The sequence below is a fragment of the Streptomyces sp. ADI95-16 genome (genome assembly GCF_003721495.1).
Taxonomy (GTDB): domain Bacteria; phylum Actinomycetota; class Actinomycetes; order Streptomycetales; family Streptomycetaceae; genus Streptomyces; species Streptomyces goshikiensis.
In genome coordinates this window covers 1,977,439-1,998,567 of sequence record NZ_CP033581.1, presented here as the reverse complement: position 1 = coordinate 1,998,567, position 21,129 = coordinate 1,977,439, and the positions used below count along the sequence as shown (strand labels likewise).

22 protein-coding genes are annotated in these 21,129 nt (G+C 71.5%); 19 read left to right on the top strand and 3 right to left on the bottom strand.

Translation table 11 applies throughout. From position 1 onward, the window contains the following. Positions 1-73 precede the first annotated feature (73 nt). Positions 74-760: an HNH endonuclease family protein gene (locus EES41_RS08530; protein WP_123076993.1), complete on the top strand. Its 687-nt coding sequence runs from the start codon at positions 74-76 to the stop codon at positions 758-760. On the opposite strand, the gene EES41_RS08525 is transcribed toward EES41_RS08530, so the two are convergent. After that, positions 757-1,359, bottom strand: a complete 603-nt coding sequence (locus tag EES41_RS08525; RefSeq protein ID WP_367995773.1) for a DUF2470 domain-containing protein — start codon at positions 1,357-1,359, stop codon at positions 757-759. The genes EES41_RS08530 and EES41_RS08525 overlap by 4 nt on opposite strands. A 388-nt stretch (positions 1,360-1,747) precedes the next feature. On the opposite strand from EES41_RS08525, the gene rpsD reads away from it, so the two are divergent. Beyond that, positions 1,748-2,359: a 30S ribosomal protein S4 gene (gene rpsD, locus EES41_RS08520; RefSeq protein WP_008740451.1), complete on the top strand. Its 612-nt coding sequence runs from the start codon at positions 1,748-1,750 to the stop codon at positions 2,357-2,359. Positions 2,360-2,389: 30 nt separating this feature from the next. Here the strand turns inward: rpsD and EES41_RS08515 are convergent, their stop codons facing one another. Continuing rightward, positions 2,390-4,624, bottom strand: coding sequence for an AAA family ATPase (locus tag EES41_RS08515; protein WP_123076989.1), 2,235 nt, complete (start codon positions 4,622-4,624; stop codon positions 2,390-2,392). Positions 4,625-4,770: 146 nt separating this feature from the next. On the opposite strand from EES41_RS08515, the gene EES41_RS08510 reads away from it, so the two are divergent. From EES41_RS08510 to nusB, 15 genes are all read left to right on the top strand, one after another. Further along, the gene (locus EES41_RS08510) at positions 4,771-5,199 is read left to right on the top strand and encodes a DUF948 domain-containing protein (RefSeq protein WP_123076987.1); all 429 of its coding nucleotides are present in this window, start codon (positions 4,771-4,773) and stop codon (positions 5,197-5,199) included. 8 nt (positions 5,200-5,207) lie between these two features. Then, positions 5,208-5,549, top strand: coding sequence for a DUF6167 family protein (locus tag EES41_RS08505; RefSeq protein ID WP_073778945.1), 342 nt, complete (start codon positions 5,208-5,210; stop codon positions 5,547-5,549). Continuing rightward, positions 5,549-8,227, top strand: coding sequence for an alanine--tRNA ligase (gene alaS / locus EES41_RS08500; RefSeq protein ID WP_123076985.1), 2,679 nt, complete (start codon positions 5,549-5,551; stop codon positions 8,225-8,227). The genes EES41_RS08505 and alaS overlap by 1 nt, the downstream gene beginning before the upstream one ends. 2 nt (positions 8,228-8,229) lie before the next feature. Continuing rightward, a complete protein-coding gene (ruvX, locus tag EES41_RS08495; protein WP_123076983.1) occupies positions 8,230-8,700 on the top strand; it encodes a Holliday junction resolvase RuvX in 471 nt (156 codons plus the stop codon). Positions 8,701-8,828: 128 nt separating this feature from the next. Further along, positions 8,829-10,652 carry an endolytic transglycosylase MltG gene (gene mltG / locus EES41_RS08485; RefSeq protein WP_123076981.1) on the top strand — a complete coding sequence of 608 codons (1,824 nt, stop codon included), beginning with the start codon at positions 8,829-8,831 and terminating at the stop codon, positions 10,650-10,652. A gap of 6 nt (positions 10,653-10,658) precedes the next feature. Further along, entirely contained in the window at positions 10,659-11,483 is an 825-nt protein-coding gene (locus EES41_RS08480) for a shikimate dehydrogenase (protein WP_123076979.1), read from the top strand. A gap of 38 nt (positions 11,484-11,521) precedes the next feature. Then, positions 11,522-11,716, top strand: a complete 195-nt coding sequence (locus EES41_RS08475) for a hypothetical protein (protein ID WP_123076977.1) — start codon at positions 11,522-11,524, stop codon at positions 11,714-11,716. 114 nt (positions 11,717-11,830) lie between these two features. Then, positions 11,831-13,015: a chorismate synthase gene (aroC, locus tag EES41_RS08470; RefSeq protein WP_123076975.1), complete on the top strand. Its 1,185-nt coding sequence runs from the start codon at positions 11,831-11,833 to the stop codon at positions 13,013-13,015. Further along, on the top strand, positions 13,012-13,530 hold the full coding sequence (locus EES41_RS08465) for a shikimate kinase (protein ID WP_123076973.1): 519 nt from the start codon (positions 13,012-13,014) through the stop codon (positions 13,528-13,530). Before aroC ends, EES41_RS08465 begins: the two co-directional genes overlap by 4 nt. Then, entirely contained in the window at positions 13,527-14,618 is a 1,092-nt protein-coding gene (aroB, locus tag EES41_RS08460) for a 3-dehydroquinate synthase (RefSeq protein ID WP_123076971.1), read from the top strand. Before EES41_RS08465 ends, aroB begins: the two co-directional genes overlap by 4 nt. Continuing rightward, on the top strand, positions 14,615-15,055 hold the full coding sequence (gene aroQ / locus EES41_RS08455; RefSeq protein WP_123076969.1) for a type II 3-dehydroquinate dehydratase: 441 nt from the start codon (positions 14,615-14,617) through the stop codon (positions 15,053-15,055). Before aroB ends, aroQ begins: the two co-directional genes overlap by 4 nt. A 92-nt stretch (positions 15,056-15,147) precedes the next feature. Next, the gene (locus tag EES41_RS08450; RefSeq protein WP_123076967.1) at positions 15,148-15,918 is read left to right on the top strand and encodes an AAA family ATPase; all 771 of its coding nucleotides are present in this window, start codon (positions 15,148-15,150) and stop codon (positions 15,916-15,918) included. Between the two features lie 424 nt (positions 15,919-16,342). Beyond that, positions 16,343-17,449 carry an aminopeptidase P family protein gene (locus EES41_RS08445; RefSeq protein WP_008740421.1) on the top strand — a complete coding sequence of 369 codons (1,107 nt, stop codon included), beginning with the start codon at positions 16,343-16,345 and terminating at the stop codon, positions 17,447-17,449. Positions 17,450-17,508: 59 nt separating this feature from the next. Continuing rightward, on the top strand, positions 17,509-18,075 hold the full coding sequence (gene efp / locus EES41_RS08440; protein ID WP_008740420.1) for an elongation factor P: 567 nt from the start codon (positions 17,509-17,511) through the stop codon (positions 18,073-18,075). A gap of 2 nt (positions 18,076-18,077) precedes the next feature. Further along, positions 18,078-18,512: a transcription antitermination factor NusB gene (nusB, locus tag EES41_RS08435; RefSeq protein WP_008740417.1), complete on the top strand. Its 435-nt coding sequence runs from the start codon at positions 18,078-18,080 to the stop codon at positions 18,510-18,512. A gap of 182 nt (positions 18,513-18,694) precedes the next feature. Here nusB and bldD read toward each other — a convergent pair whose 3' ends face one another. Next, positions 18,695-19,195, bottom strand: coding sequence for a transcriptional regulator BldD (gene bldD / locus EES41_RS08430; RefSeq protein ID WP_007263032.1), 501 nt, complete (start codon positions 19,193-19,195; stop codon positions 18,695-18,697). A 247-nt stretch (positions 19,196-19,442) separates the two neighbouring features. On the opposite strand from bldD, the gene pyrR reads away from it, so the two are divergent. Together pyrR and EES41_RS08420 are read left to right on the top strand one after the other, a co-directional pair. Continuing rightward, on the top strand, positions 19,443-20,021 hold the full coding sequence (gene pyrR, locus EES41_RS08425; protein WP_123076965.1) for a bifunctional pyr operon transcriptional regulator/uracil phosphoribosyltransferase PyrR: 579 nt from the start codon (positions 19,443-19,445) through the stop codon (positions 20,019-20,021). Positions 20,022-20,135: 114 nt separating this feature from the next. Then, complete coding sequence (locus EES41_RS08420) at positions 20,136-21,128, top strand: aspartate carbamoyltransferase catalytic subunit (protein WP_073795910.1); 993 nt, start codon at positions 20,136-20,138, stop codon at positions 21,126-21,128. Position 21,129: the final 1 nt, after the last annotated feature.

Genomic DNA, 21,129 nt, shown 5'->3' with positions numbered 1-21,129 from the left:
CCGGGCGCGGGTGCGGGCTCCGCCGGCGGCGTGGGGGCCGGGGAAGGGCCGGGCCCGGGCCTAGGGTCCTGGCATGGGACGTAGGGCTTCGCTCATCGCCGTGGCGGCGGCGCTGCTGATCAGCGGGTGTCATCACGGGAACCCCGGGCCGCCCCGGGGGAGCGCGCTCCCGCTCGTCGGGCCCGGGTTTCCGCCGGGGGCGGCGGCGGCCGAGGCCCAGCTGGCCGGGCTCAAGGTCGAGCGGGGCGGGAACTGGCAGACGTACAAGCGCGAGAACTTCGGCCGCTACTGGTCCGACGAGACCGACGCCACCGGCGGCCGCAACGGCTGCGACACCCGGGACGACGTCCTGCGCCGGGACCTGAAGGAGCTCCGCGAGGGCGACCGGAACCGCTGCGTCGTGGTCTCGGGAGTGCTGGACGATCCGTACACCGGCAAGCGGCTGCCCTACTCCTACCGCCGCGCCTCGCAGATCGAGACCGACCACGTCGTCGCCCTCGGCGCGGCCTGGCGCGCCGGGGCGTACGCCTGGACGCCGCGGCGCAGGCTGGAGTACGCGAACGACCTCGACGTGCTCCTCGCCGTCGACAAACGGACCAACCAGGACAAGGGCAGCAGGACCGCCGACAAGTGGAAGCCGCCGCTCAAGACGTACTGGTGCGAGTACGCCCGCCGCTACACCGGGATCAAGGCGAGGTACGGGCTGTCCGTCACCGCGCCCGAGAAGGCGGCGCTCGGCGCGATGCTGGCCACCTGCTAGTCGGCGGCCCGGTCGGCGGCCCTGTCGTCCGCCGGGTCGTCCGCCGGGTCCTCCGGCCGCTCGCCGGCCGCCGCGAACAGCCGCCGCATCGCCTGCCGCAGCCCGCACGCGTCGGCCACCGGGTCCGGGAAGTCGAAGCGGGCGTCGAACGACGAGACGCCGCCGCCCGTGAAGCGGACCCGCAGGCCGAACCGGTCCAGGGCCAGCGGTACCGCCGCCATCCCGTCGGCCTCGCGCGATCCGAGCAGCCCGCACAGGTCGGCGACGCGGTCCGCGTGCGCGGACGCCAGGTGCTGGAGCACCTCCGTCTCGTGGTGCACCAGCGGGTCCGGCTCGGCCGTCGCCAGGTCCTCGGGGTCGACGTGGTCGGCGCCCCACAGGTCGTCCACCGAGATCTCGCCGACCTCAAGGCGGAGCAGGACGTAGGAGGCGCCGCCGTGCACTCCGAGCAGTTCGCCCACCGGGTGCCGCTCCGCCATCAGCGCCGCGCACACCGCGCGGTCGTCCCCGCGCACCCGCGTCAGCCACCCGGCCAGCCACGCGCGGCCTCGGATACGATGGGGCACGGACACCGGCGCCACATCCGTGATCTCGATCACGGCCCTGAGGTCGTCGTCCTGGGCGTAAGCGGCTGCCCTGGCAGCCGCGGATTCCCCTGGAACAAGGAGAATCACGTCCCCGTCCGGGGTGACGGTCCGCGCGGCCACCACCCCTGTCCCGAACTCGCCCTGGTCGAAAGCACCCGGCAGCGTGAGGGATACTGAGGCGTTGGACTCTACGAGGGTTCGTACGCGTTCGGCTCCGGTGAGCTGCCGAACGCCTTCCCTGGGACGCGGCTGACCTTGCTTATCGTCGTCGAAAGCGGATTCCGTTTCGTTGGAACCCGAACTTCGACGCGCACTGGGCAGGGGGATCCCATGTGGTCGAGACATTACGTCCTCCTCGCTAAGGTAAGCCTCACCTAACTTACATGGAGGTAGGTTCCACGTGAACCAGAAGCGACCCAAGGTCAAGAAGTCGCGTGCCCTCGGCATTGCGCTGACCCCGAAGGCCGTCAAGTACTTCGAGGCCCGCCCCTACCCGCCGGGCGAGCACGGCCGTGGCCGCAAGCAGAACTCGGACTACAAGGTTCGTCTGCTCGAGAAGCAGCGTCTGCGCGCCCAGTACGACATCTCTGAGCGTCAGATGGCTCGCGCCTACGACCGCGCCAAGAAGGCCGAAGGCAAGACGGGCGAGGCGCTCGTCGTCGAGCTCGAGCGTCGCCTCGACGCCCTGGTTCTGCGTTCGGGCATCGCCCGCACCATCTACCAGGCCCGCCAGATGGTCGTTCACGGCCACATCGAGGTCAACGGTGACAAGGTCGACAAGCCGTCGTTCCGTGTCCGCCCGGACGACGTCATCACCGTTCGCGAGCGCAGCCGCGAGAAGGTTCCGTTCCAGGTTGCCCGTGAGGGTGGCTACGCAGGCGAGGGCGAGACCCCCCGTTACCTGCAGGTCAACCTGAAGGCCCTGGCCTTCCGCCTGGACCGCGACCCGAACCGCAAGGAAATCCCGGTCATCTGCGACGAGCAGCTCGTCGTCGAGTACTACGCCCGCTGATTCATCCGCGGACGTAGCCTCACTGGCTGGTCAGCCCGCCGGTTCCCCCTCGGGGGAGCCGGCGGGTTTCCTGCTTCCCGGGTACCCCGCCGCCCGCCCGGCCGCCGTACGGGGCCTCGGGAGCGCGGGCACCGGCCTCGGCTCCGGACCCCGCAGCGCCCGCTCGACCAGCTCGTCCAGCGCCAGCGCGCGGCCGTGCCCGGCACAGGCCGCGTACCGCTCCGCGCCCAGCAGCTCACCCGCCCGCTCCTGGCACATCAGCCGCGGCGCGTTGAAGTACCCCGAGCCGAACAGCCGCAGGCCCACCCCGTCCCACATCGGCTCCGCCGCGCCCTGGAGCACCGCCGCCTCGGCCGGTTCGCCCTCGGTGACCGTGACCAGCGCGAGCAGCTCCACCGCCAGCACCAGCCCCACCAGGTCCCGGAAGACGTGGTTGATCGCCACGCACTCGGCCAGCAGCCGCCGCGCCTCCCCGGTGCCGCCCGCGTCCAGGGCCGCGTACGCCAGTACGTACAGGGCGTACGCCTTCGTCCAGCGCTCCCCCCGCTCCTCGCAGATGTCCCGGACCTCCCGGCACAGCGAGAGCGCGCCCGCGAGATCGCCCTGGAAGGCCAGCGCCATGGCCAGCTCGACCTGGCACATCAGCACGTTGCTGTTCAGCTCCCCGGCTTCCCGGTAGCGCTCCAGCGCCGAGCCCAGCAGCTCCCCGGCCCGCGCCATGTCGTCCGAGACCAGCGCCAGGCAGCCCAGCCGGTGCACCGCGTACGCCGCCGCGACCGGGTTCTCCGTCCGCGCGGCCCCGTCCCGGCACTCGTACAGGGCGCTCATCGAGGCCACCGAGTCGCCCTGTAGGGCCGCCACGTAGCCCAGCACCCAGAGCGCCTTCAGCCGCGAGCCCTCGTACCCCGCCTCCGGGAGGTTCTCCAGCGCCCGGTCCAGCCAGTGCCGGCCCTCGGTCAGCCGCCCGCAGCCCGCCCAGTAGAACCACAGCGTCCCCGCCAGGTACTGGCCGAGGTGAACCTCCTCCGGATCCTCCAGGCAGCACTCCAGCGCGAGCCGCAGGTTCGCCAGCTCCGCCTCCATCAGCGCGGCCACCTCGTGCTGGCGCGGGCTGAACCAGTCCAGCTCGCACCAGGTCGCCAGTCCCGTGTACCAGTCCCGGTGGCGCCGCCGCAGCCGCGCCGCGTCCCCCAGCGACTCCAGCCAGCCCGCCCCGTAGAGCCGTACGGTCTCCAGCATCCGGTAGCGGACCCCCGCCCCCGTCTCCACCCGGCACAGCAGCGACTGCGCGAGCAGCTCCCCGACCAGGTCCAGCACCGACTCCACCGGCAGGTCAGGGCCCGAGCACACGTATTCGGCGGCGTCGAGGTCGAACTGCCCGGCGAACACCGAGAGCCGGGCCCACAGCAGCCGCTCCGGCGCCGTGCACAGCTCGTGGCTCCAGCCGATCGCGGTGCGCAGCGCCCGGTGCCGGGGCAGTGCCCCGCGCGTTCCGCCCGTCAGCAGCGCGAACCGGTCCTCCAGCCGGGCCAGCAGCTGCGCCGGGGACAGCGCCCGCAGCCGGCCGGCCGCCAGCTCCAGCGCGAGGGGGAGCCCGTCCAGCCGGGCGCAGAGCTCGACCAGCACCGGCCGGCCGGCCTCCGTCACCGTGAAGCCCGGATCGGCGGCCGCCGCCCGCGCGCACAGCAGGGCCAGGGCCTCCTCCGGGGCCGGCGGGGCCAGCGGGAACGCCTGCTCCCCGTCGAGGGCGAGCGGACGCCGTCCGGCGGCGAGCACCCGCAGGCCGGGAGAGCGGACCAGCAGCTCCCGTACCAGCCCGGCGGTCTCCTCCACCAGCTGTTCGAACCCGTCCAGGACCAGCAGCAGCCGCCGCCCGGCCAGGTGCTCGGCCAGTACGGTCCGGGGCGGGCGGGTGGTGTGGTCGGTCAGCCCCAGGGCCTCCGCGAGCGTCAGCTCCAGCAGCTCCGGTTCCCGTACGGAGGCCAGTTCGGCCAGCCACACGCCGTCGAAGTAGCGTTCCTGCGGCTCCTCCCGCAGCCCCTCCGGCGCGCCGTCCGAGGGCCCCGCCGCCCGCTCGGCGACGCGCCGGGCCGCCGCCAGGACCAGCCGGGACTTGCCGACCCCACCCACCCCGGTCACGGTGACCAGCCGCGAGGACTCCAGCAGCCGCGCCAGCTCGCCCAGTTCGCCACCCCGCCCGACGAGGCCGCTCAGCTCTGAGGGAAGATTGCCCCGGGTGTTCGTGTGAAGGGGTCGCTGTCGCATGGGACACGGAGGGTACTGGTCCGGATGCGCCGCGTACAACGCGAGGAGCCCGGCACCGGAATTCCGGTACGGCGGCGGATCTCCGGCGCGATAGGGTCGGAGGACGACTTTTCGCGTACTGATCGATGTGCAGGGAGCGGTGCAACGTGTCCGGTGGAGAGGTGGCCGGGATCCTCGTGGCCGTCTTCTGGGCCATCCTGGTCTCTTTCCTCGCCGTGGTGCTGGTGAGACTGGCCCAGGTGCTCAAAGCGACCACCAAGCTGGTGGCCGACGTGACCGATCAGGCCGTCCCGCTGCTGGCCGACGCCTCCACGACCGTCCGCTCCGCGCGCACGCAGCTCGACCGCGTCGACGCCATCGCGAGCGACGTCCAGGAAGTGACCTCGAACGCCTCCGCGCTGTCCTCCACCGTGGCCTCCGCCTTCGGCGGCCCGCTGGTCAAGGTCGCGGCCTTCGGCTACGGAGTCCGCAAGGCGCTGGGCAAGACCGACGACGCTCCGCAGAAGACCACCCGGCGCACCGTGATCGTCGGCCGTACGGTGCCGGCCGCCCGGCGCCGGAAGCAGAAGGGCTGAGACCTCCGATGTTCCGCCGAGCCTTCTGGTTCACCGCAGGCGCCGCCGCCGGCGTGTGGGCCACCACCAAGGTCAACCGCCAGCTCAAGAAGCTGACGCCGGAGAGCCTCGCCGCGCAGGCCGCGGACAAGGCCGTCGAGGCGGGTCACCGCCTCAAGGATTTCGCCCTCGACGTCAAGGCGGGAATGACGCAGCGCGAGGACGAGCTGAACGACGCACTGGGACTCCACCAGGACCCAGACCGGCCCGACAACGTCACCGCCCTCCCCGGGCCGAGGCGGACGCGGGCCATCCAGAACGACAAGACCACCCACATGAAGTTTTCGTACGACCGGAATGAGGACCACTGATGGAGTCGGCTGAAATCCGCCGCCGCTGGCTGAGCTTCTTCGAGGAGCGCGGTCACGCCGTTGTCCCTTCGGCGTCGCTCATCGCGGACGACCCGACTCTGCTGCTGGTCAACGCGGGCATGGTCCCCTTCAAGCCGTACTTCCTCGGCGAGACCAAGCCCCCGGCCCCCCGCGCCACCAGCGTGCAGAAGTGCGTCCGTACGCCGGACATCGAAGAGGTCGGCAAGACCACCCGCCACGGCACGTTCTTCCAGATGTGCGGCAACTTCTCCTTCGGGGACTACTTCAAGGAAGGCGCCATCAAGTACGCCTGGGAGCTGCTCACCGGCTCCGTGGCGGACGGCGGCTACGGCCTTGAGCCCGAGAAGCTCTGGATCACCGTCTACCTCGACGACGACGAGGCCGAGACGATCTGGCGCGAGAAGATCGGCGTTCCCGCCGAGCGCATCCAGCGCCTGGGCAAGAAGGACAACTTCTGGTCCATGGGCGTCCCCGGCCCCTGCGGCCCGTGCTCCGAGATCAACTACGACCGCGGCCCCGACTTCGGCGTCGAGGGCGGCCCGGCCGTCAACGACGAGCGCTACGTGGAGATCTGGAACCTGGTCTTCATGCAGTACGAGCGCGGCGCCGGCGACGGGAAGGAAGACTTCCCGATCCTCGGTGACCTGCCGTCGAAGAACATCGACACCGGTCTCGGCCTCGAACGCCTCGCGATGATCCTGCAGGGCGTGCAGAACATGTACGAGACCGACACCCTGCGCGTGGTCATGGACAAGGCCACCGAAATTACCGGCGTGCCCTACGGCGGCTCCGCCGCCAGCACAGCCACCGACGTCTCGATGCGCGTGGTCGCCGACCACATCCGCACCTCCGTCATGCTCATCGGCGACGGCGTCACCCCCGGCAACGAGGGCCGCGGATACGTGCTGCGCCGCATCATGCGCCGCGCCATCCGCAACATGCGCCTCATGGGCGCCACCGGCCCGGTGGTCCAGGACCTGGTCGACGTCGTGATCAACACGATGGGGCAGCAGTACCCGGAGCTGGTCACCGACCGCAAGCGCATCGAGACGGTCGCGCTCGCCGAAGAGGCCGCCTTCCTCAAGGCCGTCAAGGGCGGCACCAACATCCTCGACAGCGCCGTGACCGAGACCAAGGCCGCCGGCGGCACCGTCCTCTCCGGCGACAAGGCGTTCCTGCTCCACGACACCTGGGGCTTCCCGATCGACCTCACCCTGGAGATGGCCGCCGAGCAGGGCCTCTCCGTGGACGAGCCCGGCTTCCGCCGCCTGATGCAGGAGCAGCGCGACCGCGCCAAGGCCGACGCCAAGGCCAAGAAGACCGGCCACGCGGACATGTCCGCCTACCGGGAGATCGCCGACGGCTCCGGCGCCACCGAGTTCACCGGCTACGCCACCACCCAGGGCGAGTCCACCATCGTCGGCCTCCTGGTCAACGGCGTCTCCGCGCCCGCCGCCTCCGAGGGCGACGAGGTCGAGGTCGTCCTCGACCGCACCCCCTTCTACGCCGAGGGCGGCGGCCAGCTCGCCGACCAGGGCCGCATCAAGCTCGACTCGGGCGCCATCATCAACGTCCGCGACGTCCAGCAGCCGGTCCCGGGCGTCTCCGTGCACAAGGGCTCCGTCCAGGTCGGCGAGGTGACGGTGGGTGCTTCCGCGTACGCCGCCATCGACATCAACCGCCGCCGGGCCATCGCCCGCGCCCACTCGGCCACGCACCTGACGCACCAGGCGCTGCGCGACGCCCTCGGCCCGACGGCCGCCCAGGCCGGTTCCGAGAACTCGCCCGGCCGTTTCCGCTTCGACTTCGGCTCGCCGAACGCCGTCCCCGGCACGGTCCTCACCGACGTCGAGCAGAAGATCAACGACGTGCTCTCCCGCGAGCTCGACGTCACGGCCGAGGTCATGAGCATCGACGAGGCGAAGAAGCAGGGCGCCATCGCCGAGTTCGGCGAGAAGTACGGCGAGCGCGTGCGCGTCGTGACCATCGGCGACTTCTCCAAGGAGCTGTGCGGCGGCACCCACGTCGGCAACACCGCCCAGCTGGGTCTGGTGAAGCTGCTCGGCGAGTCCTCCATCGGCTCCGGCGTGCGCCGCGTCGAGGCCCTGGTCGGTGTGGACGCGTACAACTTCCTCGCCAAGGAGCACACGGTCGTCGCCCAGCTCCAGGAGCTGGTCAAGGGACGTCCGGAGGAGCTGCCGGAGAAGATCGCCTCCATGCTCGGCAAGCTGAAGGACGCCGAGAAGGAGATCGACAAGTTCCGCGCGGAGAAGGTCCTCCAGGCCGCCGCCGGTCTCGCCGCGGGCGCCCAGGACATCCGTGGTGTCGCCCTCGTCGTCGGCAGCGTCCCGGACGGCACCGGCGCCGACGACCTGCGCAAGCTGGTCCTCGACGTCCGCGGTCGCATCCAGGGTGACCGCCCGGCCGTCGTGGCCCTGTTCACCACGGCGAACGACCGCCCGCTGACCGTCATCGCCACCAACGAGGCCGCCCGCGAGCGCGGTCTCAAGGCCGGCGACCTGGTCCGTACCGCCGCCAAGACCCTCGGTGGCGGCGGTGGCGGCAAGCCGGACGTGGCCCAGGGCGGTGGCCAGAACCCGGCCGCCGTCCCCGAGGCCATCGCCGCGGTCGAGCGCCTCGTCGTCGAGACGGTCTGACGATGACTCTGCGCCGTGGCCGCCGGCTCGCCATCGACGTCGGGGACGCCCGGATCGGGGTCGCTTCCTGCGACCCCGACGGGGTCCTCGCCACACCGGTGGAAACCGTGCCGGGCCGGGACGTCCCGTTCGCCCACCGGCGGCTGCGGCAGCTCGTCGAGGAGTACGAGCCCCTCGAAGTCGTGGTCGGCCTCCCCCGCTCGCTCAGCGGGCGGGAGGGGCCGGCAGCGGCCAAGGTCCGTGCCTTCGCGGGTGAACTCGCCAAGGGCATCAAGCCGGTGACGGTCCGGCTCGTGGACGAGCGGATGACCACGGTCACCGCCGCCCAGGGGCTGCGTGCGTCGGGGAAGAACGCCAAGAAGGGGCGGTCGGTCATCGACCAGGCCGCCGCCGTGGTGATCCTTCAGAACGCTCTTGAGACCGAACGGGTATCAGGTAATCCGCCCGGCGAGTGCGTCGAAGTGGTTGTCTGATCGCGATACGGTAACGTTCCGCGCGATGAGACGGCATTCGAACAGCCGTCGCCCACCACCAAAGAGGCGGTACCGGGTGTCGCGGAAGAACGCAACCGTGGCCTTCGTCTCGCGGCGCTAGGGGATCGATGACTGAGTATGGCCGGGGCCGCGGCTCCGAACCGTGGCACCCCGAGGACCCGCTGTACGGCGACCAGGGGTGGAACGGGCACGAGACCCAGCAGGGTCAGATGCCCCAGGCCGGTGACCCGCAGCAGCGGTATCCGCAGGAGCCGCGGTACCAGGAGCCTCAGTACCAGCAGCAGCCGTCGTACCCGCAGCCGCAGCAGGTCCCGCACGATCCGTACGCCCAGCAGCCGCAGCACCAGCCGTATCCGCAGCAGCCGCAGCAGCAGTACCCCGGGCAGCAGCAGGGCTATGCCCCGCAGCAGTACCAGGAACCCCAGTACCAGCAGCAGCACCAGCAGCAGCCGCAGCAGCACCAGCAGCCGCAGCAGCACCAGCAGCCGACGTACGCCGGCCAGGTCTGGGACACCGGCCAGAGCCCGCAGGTCACCACGCCGGCCGATCCCTACGTGGCGGTCGACCCGTACACCCAGCAGCCCGTCGGCGGCTACACGGGCGAGGCCCCCGACCTGTACAGCACCCCCGAGGCCTATCCGCCGCCGCAGCCCCCGAACCAGCGCCACCTGGCGCCGGAACCGGAGGCCGAGGAGTGGCAGGAGGACGCCGAGGAGGCGAAGGACGAGGAGGAGCCCGGCTCCTTCTTCGCCGACCGCGACGAGGACGACGACGAGCCCGACGGGGCGGGCGGCGGCGGCCGCCGCCCGGGCCGTTCGAAGGGCAAGGGCGGGGACAAGCCCAAGAAGCGCAGCGGCATGGCCTGCCTGATCGCCGCCGTGGTGATCGTCGGCGTGGTCGGCGGCGGCGGGTACTACGGCTACACCTACCTCAAGGCGCGCTTCGGCGCCCCCGCGGACTTCGCGGGCGCCGGCCTCGACGAGACCGTGGACGTGGAGATCCCCCCGGGCACGGGCCTCTTCAAGATGGGCACGATCCTCCAGGAGAACGGGGTCGTCGCCAGCGCCCAGGCGTTCGTCAACGCCGCCGGCCTCCACCCCAAGGGCAAGGCCATCCAGCCGGGCGTCTACCCGCTCAAGAAGAAGATGTCGGCCGCGGCCGCCGTCGAGCTGATGACCGACCCCAGCAAGCTGAACGTCATCACCATCGCCGAGGGCATGCGCAACGCCACGGTGTACGAGGCGATCGACAGGAAGCTCGGCCAGCCCCAGGGCACGACCGCCGAGGTCGCCCAGCGGGAGGTCAAGAACCTCGGCCTGCCGGCCTGGGCGAACAACAACCCGAAGATCATGGACCCCCTCGAAGGCTTCCTGTACCCGGCGCGCTACGACCTCACCAAGTCGAGCACCCCCCAGTCCCTGCTCAAGCAGATGGTCAAGAACGCCAGCGACAAGTACGCGGAGCTGGGCGTCGAGGGCAAGGCCAAGGAGCTGGGCCTGGAGAATCCGCTCCAGGTGGTCACGGTCGCCAGCCTCGTCAACGCCGAGGGCAAGAACCACGACGACTTCCGGAAGATGTCCGAGGTGGTCTACAACCGCCTCAAGAAGACCAACGACGTCACCAACCAGAAGATCGAGTTCGACTCGACGTACAACTACGCCAAGGGCCAGAGCGAGATCAACTTCAACCTCAAGGAAGCCCAGGCGTTCAACAGCCCCTACAACACGCACTTCATCAAGGGTCTGCCCGCCGGTCCGATCGGGAACCCGGGCATGGACGCGCTGACGGCTACGCTCAGCCCGGACCACGGCGGTTGGATGTTCTTCGTGTCGGTCGACGGCAACAAGACGACCTTCACCAAGACCTACGACGAGCACCTCAAGCTCGTCGCCGAGTTCCAGGCGCGGCAGAAGCAGAAGAACGGCGGGTAGCGGTACATGTCACACATAAGGGCCGCGGTGCTGGGTTCGCCCATCGAGCACTCCCTCTCACCGGTGCTGCACCGCGCCGCCTACCAGGAGCTCGGCCTCGCCGACTGGTCGTACGACCGGTTCGAGATCGACGAGGCCGCGCTCCCGGAGTTCATGGCGGGCCTCGGCGCCGAGTGGGCCGGGCTGTCCCTGACGATGCCGCTCAAGCGGGCGATCATCCCGCTGCTCGACGGCATCAGTGACACCGCCGCCTCGGTCGAGGCCGTCAACACGGTCGTCTTCACCGAGGACGGCCGCCGTCTCGGCGACAACACCGACATCCCCGGGATCGTCTCCGCGCTGCACGAGCGCGGCGTGGAGAAGGTGCCGTCCGCCGCCATCCTCGGCGCGGGCGCCACCGCCTCCTCGGCGCTGGCCGCGCTCTCGCGGATCTGCACCGGCGAGGTCACGGCGTACGTCCGCTCGCGCGCCCGCGCCGACGAGATGCGGCAGTGGGGCGAGCGCCTCGGCGTGCCCGTCCGTACCGCCGACTGGTCGCTGGCGGCCGAGGCGCTGGCCGAGCCGCTGGTGATCGCGACCACCCCGGCCGGGACCACGGACGCCCTGGCCGCTTCCGTACCGGACGGCGCGGGGACCCTGTTCGACGTCCTGTACGACCCCTGGCCGACGGCCCTCGCGGCGGCCTGGTCCGAGCGCGGCGGCAAGCTCATCGGCGGCCTGGACCTCCTCGTCCACCAGGCCGTCCTCCAGGTCGAGCGGATGACCGGGCGGCCCCGGGCGCCGCTGGCCGCCATGCGTGCGGCGGGAGAGGCCGCGCTCCGCTCCCGTTAGGCTTCTCACCCACGTGTTCGGGAGCGAGGGGGGACGGCGTGGAGACGGCGGAATCGAGCCAGATACTGGCCGGGCGGTGGGACATCGCGGGCGGGGTGTTCCGTTTCATCGGGGTCCTGGTCAGAGACGCGGTGCCCGGCTGGGCGAAGTGGACCATCGGGGGACTGCTGGCCTTCGCGGTGCTCTGGGAGGCCGGGAAGTGGCTGCGGGGGCGCCGGTCCACCGTCCGATAGCTGGACCGGAGCGCGGTCCCGGCCGCCGGACATGGGAGGATCAAGTACGGCGGGTCCGGGCCGCGCACCCGGTCGCGCCGTCGCAGTAGCCAGGCGCGAGCATGAGGAGCATCGTTGAGCAGGTTGCGTTGGCTGACCGCCGGAGAGTCCCACGGACCGGCGCTGGTGGCGACGCTGGAGGGCCTTCCCGCCGGCGTCCCGGTCACCACCGAGCTGGTGGCTGACCACCTGGCCCGGCGCCGGCTCGGCTATGGCCGCGGTGCCCGGATGAAGTTCGAGCAGGACGAGATCACCTTCCTCGGCGGTGTCCGCCACGGCCTGTCCCAGGGCTCCCCGGTCGCGGTCATGATCGGCAACACCGAGTGGCCGAAGTGGGAGACCGTCATGTCGGCCGACCCGGTCGACCCCTCGCTGCTCAAGGACACCGGCCGCAACGCCCCGCTGACGCGCCCGCGGCCCGGGCACGCCGACCTCGCCGGGATGCAGAAGTACGGCTTCGACGAGGCCCGCCCGATCCTGGAGCGCGCCAGCGCCCGTGAAACGGCCGCGCGCGTCGCCCTCGGCGCCATCGCCCGCTCCTTCATCAAGGAGGTCGCGGGCATCGAGATCGTCTCGCACGTGGTCGAACTGGCCGCCGCGAAGGCCCCGTACGGCGTCTACCCGACCCCCGCCGACGTCGACAAGCTCGACGCCGACCCGGTGCGCTGCCTCGACGCCGACGCGTCGAAGGCGATGGTCGCGGAGATCGACCAGGCCCACAAGGACGGCGACACCCTCGGCGGTGTGGTCGAGGTCCTCGCCTACGGCGTTCCGGTCGGCCTCGGCTCGCACGTCCACTGGGACCGTCGTCTCGACGCGCGCCTCGCGGCCGCCCTCATGGGCATCCAGGCGATCAAGGGCGTCGAGGTCGGCGACGGCTTCGAGCTGGCCCGCGTCCCCGGCTCGCAGGCGCACGACGAGATCGTCTCCACCCCCGAGGGCCTCAAGCGGACCTCCGGCCGCTCCGGCGGCACCGAGGGCGGCCTGACCACCGGTGAACTGCTGCGCGTGCGCGCCGCGATGAAGCCGATCGCGACCGTGCCCCGTGCGCTCGCGACCGTGGACGTGGCGACCGGCGAGGCGACGGTGGCCCACCACCAGCGCTCCGACGTCTGCGCCGTCCCGGCCGCCGGCATCGTCGCCGAGGCCATGGTCGCCCTCGTACTGGCCGACGCCGTCGTCGAGAAGTTCGGCGGCGACTCGGTCGAGGAGACCCGCCGCAACGTCCGGTCCTACCTCGAACACCTGCGCATCCGGTGAGCCACGGCCCGCAGATCGTCCTGGTCGGCCCCATGGGGTCCGGCAAGTCCACGGTGGGAGAACTCCTCGCCGAACGGCTCGGCGCCCCCTACCGGGACACCGACGCCGACATCGTCGCGGCCACCGGCCGGGAGATCTCCGACCTCTTCATCGACGAGGGCGAGCCGCACTTCCGTGAGCTGGAGCGCCGGGCCGTCGCGGCCGCCGTCGCCGAGCACACCGGAGTGCTCTCCCTCGGCGGCGGCGCCGTCCTCGACGGGGGCACGCGCGAGCTGCTCGCCGGGCTGCCCGTCGCGTACCTGTCGATGGACGTCGAGGAAGCCGTCCGGCGCGTCGGCCTGGGCGCCGCGCGCCCGCTGCTCGCCGTCAACCCGCGCCGCCAGTGGCGCGAGCTGATGGAGGCCCGCCGCCACCTGTACACCGAAGTCGCGCGCGTCGTGGTGGCCACCGACGACCGCACCCCCGAAGAGGTCGCCCAGGCGGTCCTCGACGCTCTGGAGTTGAAGGACGTATGACAGACCAGGTGACGCGCATCCAGGTCGGCGCGAGCGCCGGACACGAGGCGTACGACGTGCTGGTCGGCCGGCAGCTGCTCGGCGAGCTGGGCAGCCTGATCGGTACGAAGGCCCAGCGGGTCGCCGTGATCCACCCCGAGGCGCTGGCCTCGACCGGTGAGGCGCTGCGGGACGACCTGGCCGACCAGGGCTACGAGGCCGTGGCCATCCAGGTGCCGAACGCCGAGGAAGCCAAGACCATCGAGGTCGCGGCGTACTGCTGGAAGGCGCTCGGGCAGTCCGGGTTCACCCGTACCGATGTGATCGTCGGCGTGGGCGGCGGGGCGACCACCGACCTGGCGGGCTTCGTCGCGGCGTCCTGGCTGCGCGGGGTGCGCTGGATCGCGGTCCCGACGACCGTGCTGGCCATGGTGGACGCGGCGGTCGGCGGGAAGACCGGCATCAACACCGCCGAGGGCAAGAACCTCGTCGGCGCCTTCCACCCTCCGGCCGGGGTGCTCTGCGACCTCGCGGCCCTCGACTCGCTGCCGGTCAACGACTACGTCAGCGGCCTCGCCGAGATCATCAAGGCGGGCTTCATCGCCGACCCGGAGATCCTCGACCTGATCGAGGCCGACCCGGCGGCGGCCCGTACGCCCGAGGGCCCGCACACGGCCGAGCTGATCGTGCGGTCCATCCGGGTCAAGGCCGACGTGGTCTCCAGCGACCTCAAGGAGTCGGGCCTGCGCGAGGTCCTCAACTACGGCCACACCCTCGCGCACGCCATCGAGAAGAACGAGCGCTACAAGTGGCGGCACGGCGCGGCCGTCTCCGTCGGCATGGTCTTCGCCGCCGAACTCGGCCGGCTGGCCGGCCGGCTCGACGACGCGACCGCCGACCGCCACCGCGAGATCCTCGCCGCCGTCGGGCTGCCGCTGACCTACCGCGGCGACCAGTGGCCCAAGCTGCTCCAGACCATGCAGGTCGACAAGAAGTCCCGGGGCAACCTGCTGCGCTTCATCGTCCTGGACGGCCTGGGCAAGCCCACCGTCCTGGAGGGCCCGGACCCGGCGCACCTGATCGCCGCGTACGGCGAGGTGTCGGCGTGAGCCGCAGGGTCCTCGTCCTGAACGGCCCGAACCTGGGCCGGCTCGGGTCCCGCGAGCCCGACGTCTACGGGGCCACCTCGTACGCGGGGCTGGTGGAGAGCTGCCGCACGCTGGGCGAGGAGCTCGGCTTCGACGTCGAGGTCCGCGAGACCAACGACGAGGGCGAGCTGGTCCGGTGGCTGCACGAGGCGGCGGACGGCAAGATCCCGGTCGTGATCAACCCGGGCGCGTTCACGCACTACTCGTACGCCATGCGGGACGCGGCGGCGCAGCGCACCGCGCCGCTGATCGAGGTGCACATCTCGAACCCGTACGCCCGCGAGGAGTTCCGGCACACCTCGGTCATCGCCGCGGTGGCGACCGGGACGGTGGCCGGGTTCGGCCTCGGCTCGTACCGGCTGGCGCTGCGCGCGCTGGCGGAGAAAGTCTCCGCCTGACGACGCCCCCCGGCCGCCGGTGGGCGGTCGGGGGGCGCGCGGTCATATAACGTTCTCGCATCAGTACCTGGAACGAGACGGAGTGGCAGCGGATGCAGCAAGAAGTCGGGGACGGGGGAGCGGGCTGGGGGCAGCAGCCCGGACAGCAGCCTCCGGTGACGCCCCCGCCGCAGCCGCCGATACCGCCGGCGCAGGGGTGGCCGACACCGCCGCCGGCGCCGATCCCGGTTCCGTTTCCGGTCCCCGGGCAGGAGCCGACGGGGCACATCCCGCTGCCGCCGGTGGCGCCCGTGGCGCCGGGTACCGGCGGGGCGACGCTCGCGGTGCTGCTGATCGGCCCGGCCGGCGCGGGGAAGACCACCGTGGCCCGGCACTGGGCCAGCACCCGGCCGGTCCCGACCGCGCACGTGAGCCTGGACGACGTCCGGGAGTGGGTCTGCTCCGGCTTCGCGGACCCGCAGGCGGGCTGGAACGACCACTCCGAGGCGCAGTACCGCCTCGCCCGCCGCACCTGCGGGTTCGCCGCCCGCAACTACCTCGCCAACGGGATCTCCTGCATCCTCGACGACGCGGTCTTCCCGGACCGGCCGGTGGTGGGCCTGGGCGGCTGGAAACGGCACGTGGGCCCGCACCTGCTGCCGGTCGTGCTGTTGCCGGGGCTGGAGATCGTCCTGGAGCGGAACGCGGAGCGGTCCGGGAACCGGCGGCTGTCCGACGAGGAAGTCGCGCGGATCCACGGCCGCATGGCGGGCTGGTACGGCTCTGGCCTGCCGATCATCGACAACTCGCACCTCGACGTCGAAGCGACGGCCCGGGCCCTCGACGAGACCCTGGCGCGCGCCATCACGGCTCCCGCCTTCTAGCCTCTCCGGCTGTTACGCGGTCCCTCCCAGTCCGGGCGGCACGTTCCAGCCCCGCCGGGCAATCTCAGCCCTGCCGGGGCAATCTCAGCCTCGTCGGCGTTTGAGGCGCGGGGTCTGGGGCGGAGCCCCAGGAAACCCGGCTCCGCCGGGCACCGGGCTCCGCCCGGACCCGCGCCTCAAACGCCGGCGAGGCTGAATGTGCCGGGCACCGGGCTCCGCCCCGACCGGCGCCTCAAACGCCGGCGAGGTTGGTTGTGCCCGCCGCCGAGGCTGGATGTGCCGGGCGCCGGGCCGGATGTGCCCGCCGCCGGGGCTGGATGTGCCCGCCGGCGGGGCTGGATGTGCCGGGCGCCGGACAGGCGTGGGGCATCGGACGGCGGCGCTCGTCAGGCCGGATGGGCGAGGCGCTCGTAGGCTCGGAGTCATGTCAGACGTGTACGCGACCCGCAGGGGCCTGCTTCGCGACCGTTGTGCCGCAGCGGGCAACGCCGCCGCGCTGATCACGCGGCCGGCGAACGTCCGGTACCTCGCCGGGGCGTCCCCGCCCGGTGCCGCGCTGCTGGTCGGGCCCTCCGACGACATGCTGTTCTGCTCCCACACCCCCACCGGCGAGGCCGACGAGGGCCGCCTCGACGAGCACCTGCGGGTGTCGGTGCTCTCCGCCCCCGGCGCGGATCCCGCCGTCGCCGCCGGAGACATGGCCGCCGTCGTACGGGCCGACTCCCTCGCCGTCGAGGAGCACCACCTCACGGTCGCCCGTCACCGCGCCCTCCGCTCCGTCGCGCCGGGGCTCCGCCTGGCCGACCTCGGCCTCTCGGTCGAGCAGCAGCGCCTCGTCAAGGACGAGGAGGAGATCTCCTGCCTCCGCATCGCCGCCGAGATCGCCGACCAGGCCCTCGGCGAGCTGCTGGAGTCGATCCTCGTCGGCCGGACGGAACGGCACCTCGCGCTGGAGCTGGAGCGCCGTCTCGTCGACCACGGCGCCGACGGCCCCGCCTTCCCGACCTCCGTCGGCACCGGCCCGAACTCCGGCCGCTCCCGGCACCGGCCTTCCGACCGCCGGGTCGAGGAGGGGGACTTCCTCACCGTCTGCCTCGGCGCCAACTACCGCGGCTACCGCTGTGAGATCGGGCGTACCTTCGTCATCGGCACCAGCCCGGCCGACTGGCAGATCGAGCTCTACGATCTTGTTTTCGCGGCTCAGCGGGCCGGCCGCGAGGCGCTCGTACCGGGTGCCGCGTACCGCGAGGTCGACCACGCGGCGCGCTCCGTACTGGACTCCGCGGGGCACGGTGAAGCCCTCTCCCCGTGGACCGGACATGGTGTCGGACTCGAAATCGACGAGGACCCGCAGCTTGCACCTACGGCAATGGGTAAACTGGACGCTTGCGTGCCGGTCACCGTCGAACCGGGGGTTCACCTCCCCGGCCGGGGAGGTGTCCGGATCGATGACACGCTCGTCGTACGCCCCGAGGCGGACGGCGGTCCCGAGCTACTCACCATTACGACCAAGGAGCTGCTCGCGCTCTAGCCCGCAACACCGGGCCGTGCGCGCATCCGTGGTCTTCCAGTGCAGGAGATTCCGCAACCGTGGCTTCCACGAACGACCTCAAGAACGGCATGGTGCTCAAGCTCGACGGTGACCAGCTCTGGTCCGTCGTCGAGTTCCAGCACGTCAAGCCCGGCAAGGGCCCGGCCTTCGTGCGCACCAAGCTCAAGCACGTGCTCTCCGGCAAGGTCGTCGACAAGACGTTCAACGCCGGCACGAAGGTCGAGACGGCCACCATCGACCGCCGTGACATGCAGTTCTCGTACATGGACGGCGAGTACTTCGTGTTCATGGACATGCAGACCTTCGACCAGCTGATGGTCAGCAAGAAGGCTGTCGGCGACGCCGCCAACTTCCTCATCGAGGGCTTCACCGCCTCCGTCGCCCAGCACGAGGGCGAGGTGCTCTACGTCGAGCTCCCGGCCGCCGTCGAGCTCGTCATCGAGCACACCGACCCGGGCGTCCAGGGCGACCGCTCCACCGGTGGCACGAAGCCGGCCAAGCTGGAGACCGGTCACGAGATCCAGGTCCCGCTCTTCGTCAACACCGGCGAGAAGGTCAAGGTCGACACCCGCACCAGCGACTACCTCGGCCGGGTGAACAGCTAACCGTGGCTGCCCGGAGCAACGCGCGCAAGCGCGCTTTCCAGATCCTGTTCGAGGCCGACCAGCGCGGGGTGCCCGTGCGCGACGTCCTCGCGGACTGGATCCGCCACGCGCGGTCGGACGACCGGCAGCCGCCGGTCAGCGCCTTCACGATGGATCTCGTCGAGGGTTACGCCGACAAGGTGAACCGCATCGATGATCTGATCATCACGTACGCCGTGGACTGGGACCTCGACCGCATGCCGGTCGTGGACCGGAACATCGTGCGCCTCGGTGCCTACGAGCTGATCTGGGTGGACGACACCCCGGACGCCGTGGCCATCGACGAGGCCGTCCAGCTGGCCAAGGAGTTCTCCACGGACGAGTCGCCCTCGTTCGTGAACGGGCTGCTGGCCCGTTTCAAGGACCTGAAGCCGAGCCTGCGCCGCAGCGAGAGCTGACCGCGCCGCCAGTCACCGGTACCACGCCATACGGAAGGGCCCGCAGCGCACGAGCTGCGGGCCCTTCCGTATGGAGCCGGCATCCACCCGCGCCGCCCACGAAGAAACCGGCGGGTGCCGGGAAGCCCTCTCAGGCCTCCCGGCACCCGCCGGTAACGTTTCTGCTGGTCCTGCTGCTGGGACTAGATGTCCTCGTGGGCAACGGCGCGGCGCGCGTCCGCATCCAGCACGCCCCAGCTGATGAGCTGCTCGGTCAGGACCGAGGGCGACTGGTCGTAGATCACGGCCAGGGTGCGCAGGTCGTCCTGGCGGATCGACAGCACCTTGCCGTTGTAGTCCCCGCGCTGGCTCTGGATCGTGGCCGCATAACGCTGGAGGGGGCCGGCCTTCTCGGCGGGTACGCCCGCCAGGCGCTCCAGGTCGAGGCGCAGCTTCGGCGGCGGCTCGGCCGCTCCGCCGGGGGTCGTACCCGGCAGCAGCTCCTGCACCGGAACCCCGTAGAAGTCCGCCAGCTCGGCAAGGCGCTGGACGGTCACGGCGCGGTCTCCGCGCTCGTAAGAACCGACCACCACGGCCTTCCAACGGCCCTGGGACTTCTCCTCGACACCGTGGAGGGAAAGGCCCTGCTGGGTGCGGATGGCGCGGAGCTTGGCCCCGAGCTGTTTGGCGTATTCGCTGGACATAACGCTCCCGGACGCTGTGACGCTGTGACTACATGGACTGCATGCGGTTCAGCCGCGCGGCTGGTAACTCACTGTGAGGTTACGCAGCGTTACTTGGATGCGTCAAGCCGAATGGTCTTGATCGCCCCGCGAGAGGGGTTCCAGGCCGCCCCCCTTGCGGGCCGCGCGATCGCCCCTGCTACCGTGGACGGCGTACATCAGACGTCCTTTAAGGTCCGTCCCGTGAGGCGGAGAAGGAGGTCCATCCATGGACACCCAGCAGCACAGCACCGATGACATGCGCCCCGTACTCGAAGCGCAGGACATCGCGCGGGTCCTCACCCGCATCGCCCACGAGATCGTCGAACGCGCCAAGGGCGCCGACGACGTGGTGCTCCTCGGCATTCCCACCCGCGGTGTCTACCTCGCCCGCCGGCTGGCCGCCAAGCTCGAAGAGATCACCGGCACGAAGATCCCCGTCGGCTCCCTCGACATCACCATGTACCGCGACGACCTGCGCATGAAGCCCGCCCGCGCGATCGGCCGCACCGAGATCCCCGGCGACGACATCGACGGCCGCCTCGTGGTCCTCGTCGACGACGTGCTCTTCTCCGGCCGCACCATCCGCGCCGCCCTCGACGCGCTCGGCGACATCGGCCGCCCCCGCGCCGTGCAGCTCGCGGTCCTCGTCGACCGGGGCCACCGCGAACTGCCGATCCGCGCCGACTACGTCGGCAAGAACCTCCCGACCTCGCTCCGGGAGACCGTGAAGGTCCAGCTCCAGGAGGAGGACGGCCGCGACGCCGTACTGCTCGGCCAGCGGACCGTCCAGGCAGCAGGGCTCTAGCCCGCCGCGCGCCCGGCCCCCGCGCGGGGACCGCGGCGACGTCTGCCCAGCACCGCCCTGCCCGCCGTACCGGGCACCCTCAGCCTGCCCTCCCCGACTTACGGAGCCATCCAGATGAAGCGCCACCTCATCTCGGCCGCCGACCTCACCCGCGACGACGCCGTCCTGATCCTCGACACCGCCGAGGAAATGGCCCGCGTGGCGGACCGGCCGATCAAGAAGCTGCCCACCCTGCGCGGGCTCACGGTCGTCAACCTCTTCTTCGAGGACTCGACCCGCACCCGGATCTCCTTCGAGGCGGCCGCCAAGCGGCTCTCCGCCGACGTCATCAACTTCTCCGCCAAGGGCTCCTCCGTTTCCAAGGGCGAATCCCTGAAGGACACCGCGCTGACCCTGGAGGCCATGGGCGCCGACGCGGTCGTCATCCGCCACCACGCCTCCGGCGCCCCCTACCGGCTCGCGACCTCCGGATGGATCGACTCCGCCGTCGTCAACGCCGGCGACGGCACCCACGAGCACCCCACCCAGGCCCTGCTGGACGCCTTCACCATGCGCCGCCGCCTCGTCGGCCGCGACGCCGGCCTCGGCAAGGACCTCGGCGGCCGCCGCATCACCATCGTCGGCGACGTCCTGCACAGCCGGGTGGCCCGCTCCAACGTGCAGCTCCTGCACACCCTGGGCGCCGAGGTCACCGTGGTGGCCCCGCCCACGCTGGTCCCGATCGGCGTCGAGAGCTGGCCCTGCGAGGTCTCGTACAACCTCGACGAGGTGCTGCCGAAGTCCGATGCGGTGATGATGCTGCGTGTGCAGCGCGAACGCATGAACGCCGCCTTCTTCCCGACCGAGCGCGAGTACTCCCGCCGGTACGGGCTCGACGGCGACCGCATGGCGAAGATGCCCGAGCACGCCATCGTGATGCACCCCGGCCCGATGAACCGCGGCATGGAGATCACCGCCGAGGTCGCCGACTCCGACCGCTGCACGGCCGTCGAGCAGGTCGCCAACGGCGTCTCCACCCGGATGGCCGTCCTGTACCTGCTGCTCGGAGGCTCCGAGCCCGCCGTCACCACCACCCCCGCCGCCGCGCGCACCGAGGAGAGCAAGTAAC

What these genes read in the sequence shown, in the direction of transcription:
- EES41_RS08530 (WP_123076993.1), top strand. Translation starts at nt 74, where the DNA reads ATGGGACGTAGGGCTTCGCTCATCGCCGTGGCGGCGGCGCTGCTGATC.
- EES41_RS08515 (WP_123076989.1), bottom strand. Translation starts at nt 4,624, where the DNA reads ATGCGACAGCGACCCCTTCACACGAACACCCGGGGCAATCTTCCCTCA.
- EES41_RS08505 (WP_073778945.1), top strand. Translation starts at nt 5,208, where the DNA reads ATGTTCCGCCGAGCCTTCTGGTTCACCGCAGGCGCCGCCGCCGGCGTG.
- alaS (WP_123076985.1), top strand. Translation starts at nt 5,549, where the DNA reads ATGGAGTCGGCTGAAATCCGCCGCCGCTGGCTGAGCTTCTTCGAGGAG.
- ruvX (WP_123076983.1), top strand. Translation starts at nt 8,230, where the DNA reads ATGACTCTGCGCCGTGGCCGCCGGCTCGCCATCGACGTCGGGGACGCC.
- mltG (WP_123076981.1), top strand. Translation starts at nt 8,829, where the DNA reads ATGACTGAGTATGGCCGGGGCCGCGGCTCCGAACCGTGGCACCCCGAG.
- EES41_RS08480 (WP_123076979.1), top strand. Translation starts at nt 10,659, where the DNA reads ATGTCACACATAAGGGCCGCGGTGCTGGGTTCGCCCATCGAGCACTCC.
- aroB (WP_123076971.1), top strand. Translation starts at nt 13,527, where the DNA reads ATGACAGACCAGGTGACGCGCATCCAGGTCGGCGCGAGCGCCGGACAC.
- EES41_RS08450 (WP_123076967.1), top strand. Translation starts at nt 15,148, where the DNA reads ATGCAGCAAGAAGTCGGGGACGGGGGAGCGGGCTGGGGGCAGCAGCCC.
- EES41_RS08445 (WP_008740421.1), top strand. Translation starts at nt 16,343, where the DNA reads ATGTCAGACGTGTACGCGACCCGCAGGGGCCTGCTTCGCGACCGTTGT.
- bldD (WP_007263032.1), bottom strand. Translation starts at nt 19,195, where the DNA reads ATGTCCAGCGAATACGCCAAACAGCTCGGGGCCAAGCTCCGCGCCATC.
- pyrR (WP_123076965.1), top strand. Translation starts at nt 19,443, where the DNA reads ATGGACACCCAGCAGCACAGCACCGATGACATGCGCCCCGTACTCGAA.
- EES41_RS08420 (WP_073795910.1), top strand. Translation starts at nt 20,136, where the DNA reads ATGAAGCGCCACCTCATCTCGGCCGCCGACCTCACCCGCGACGACGCC.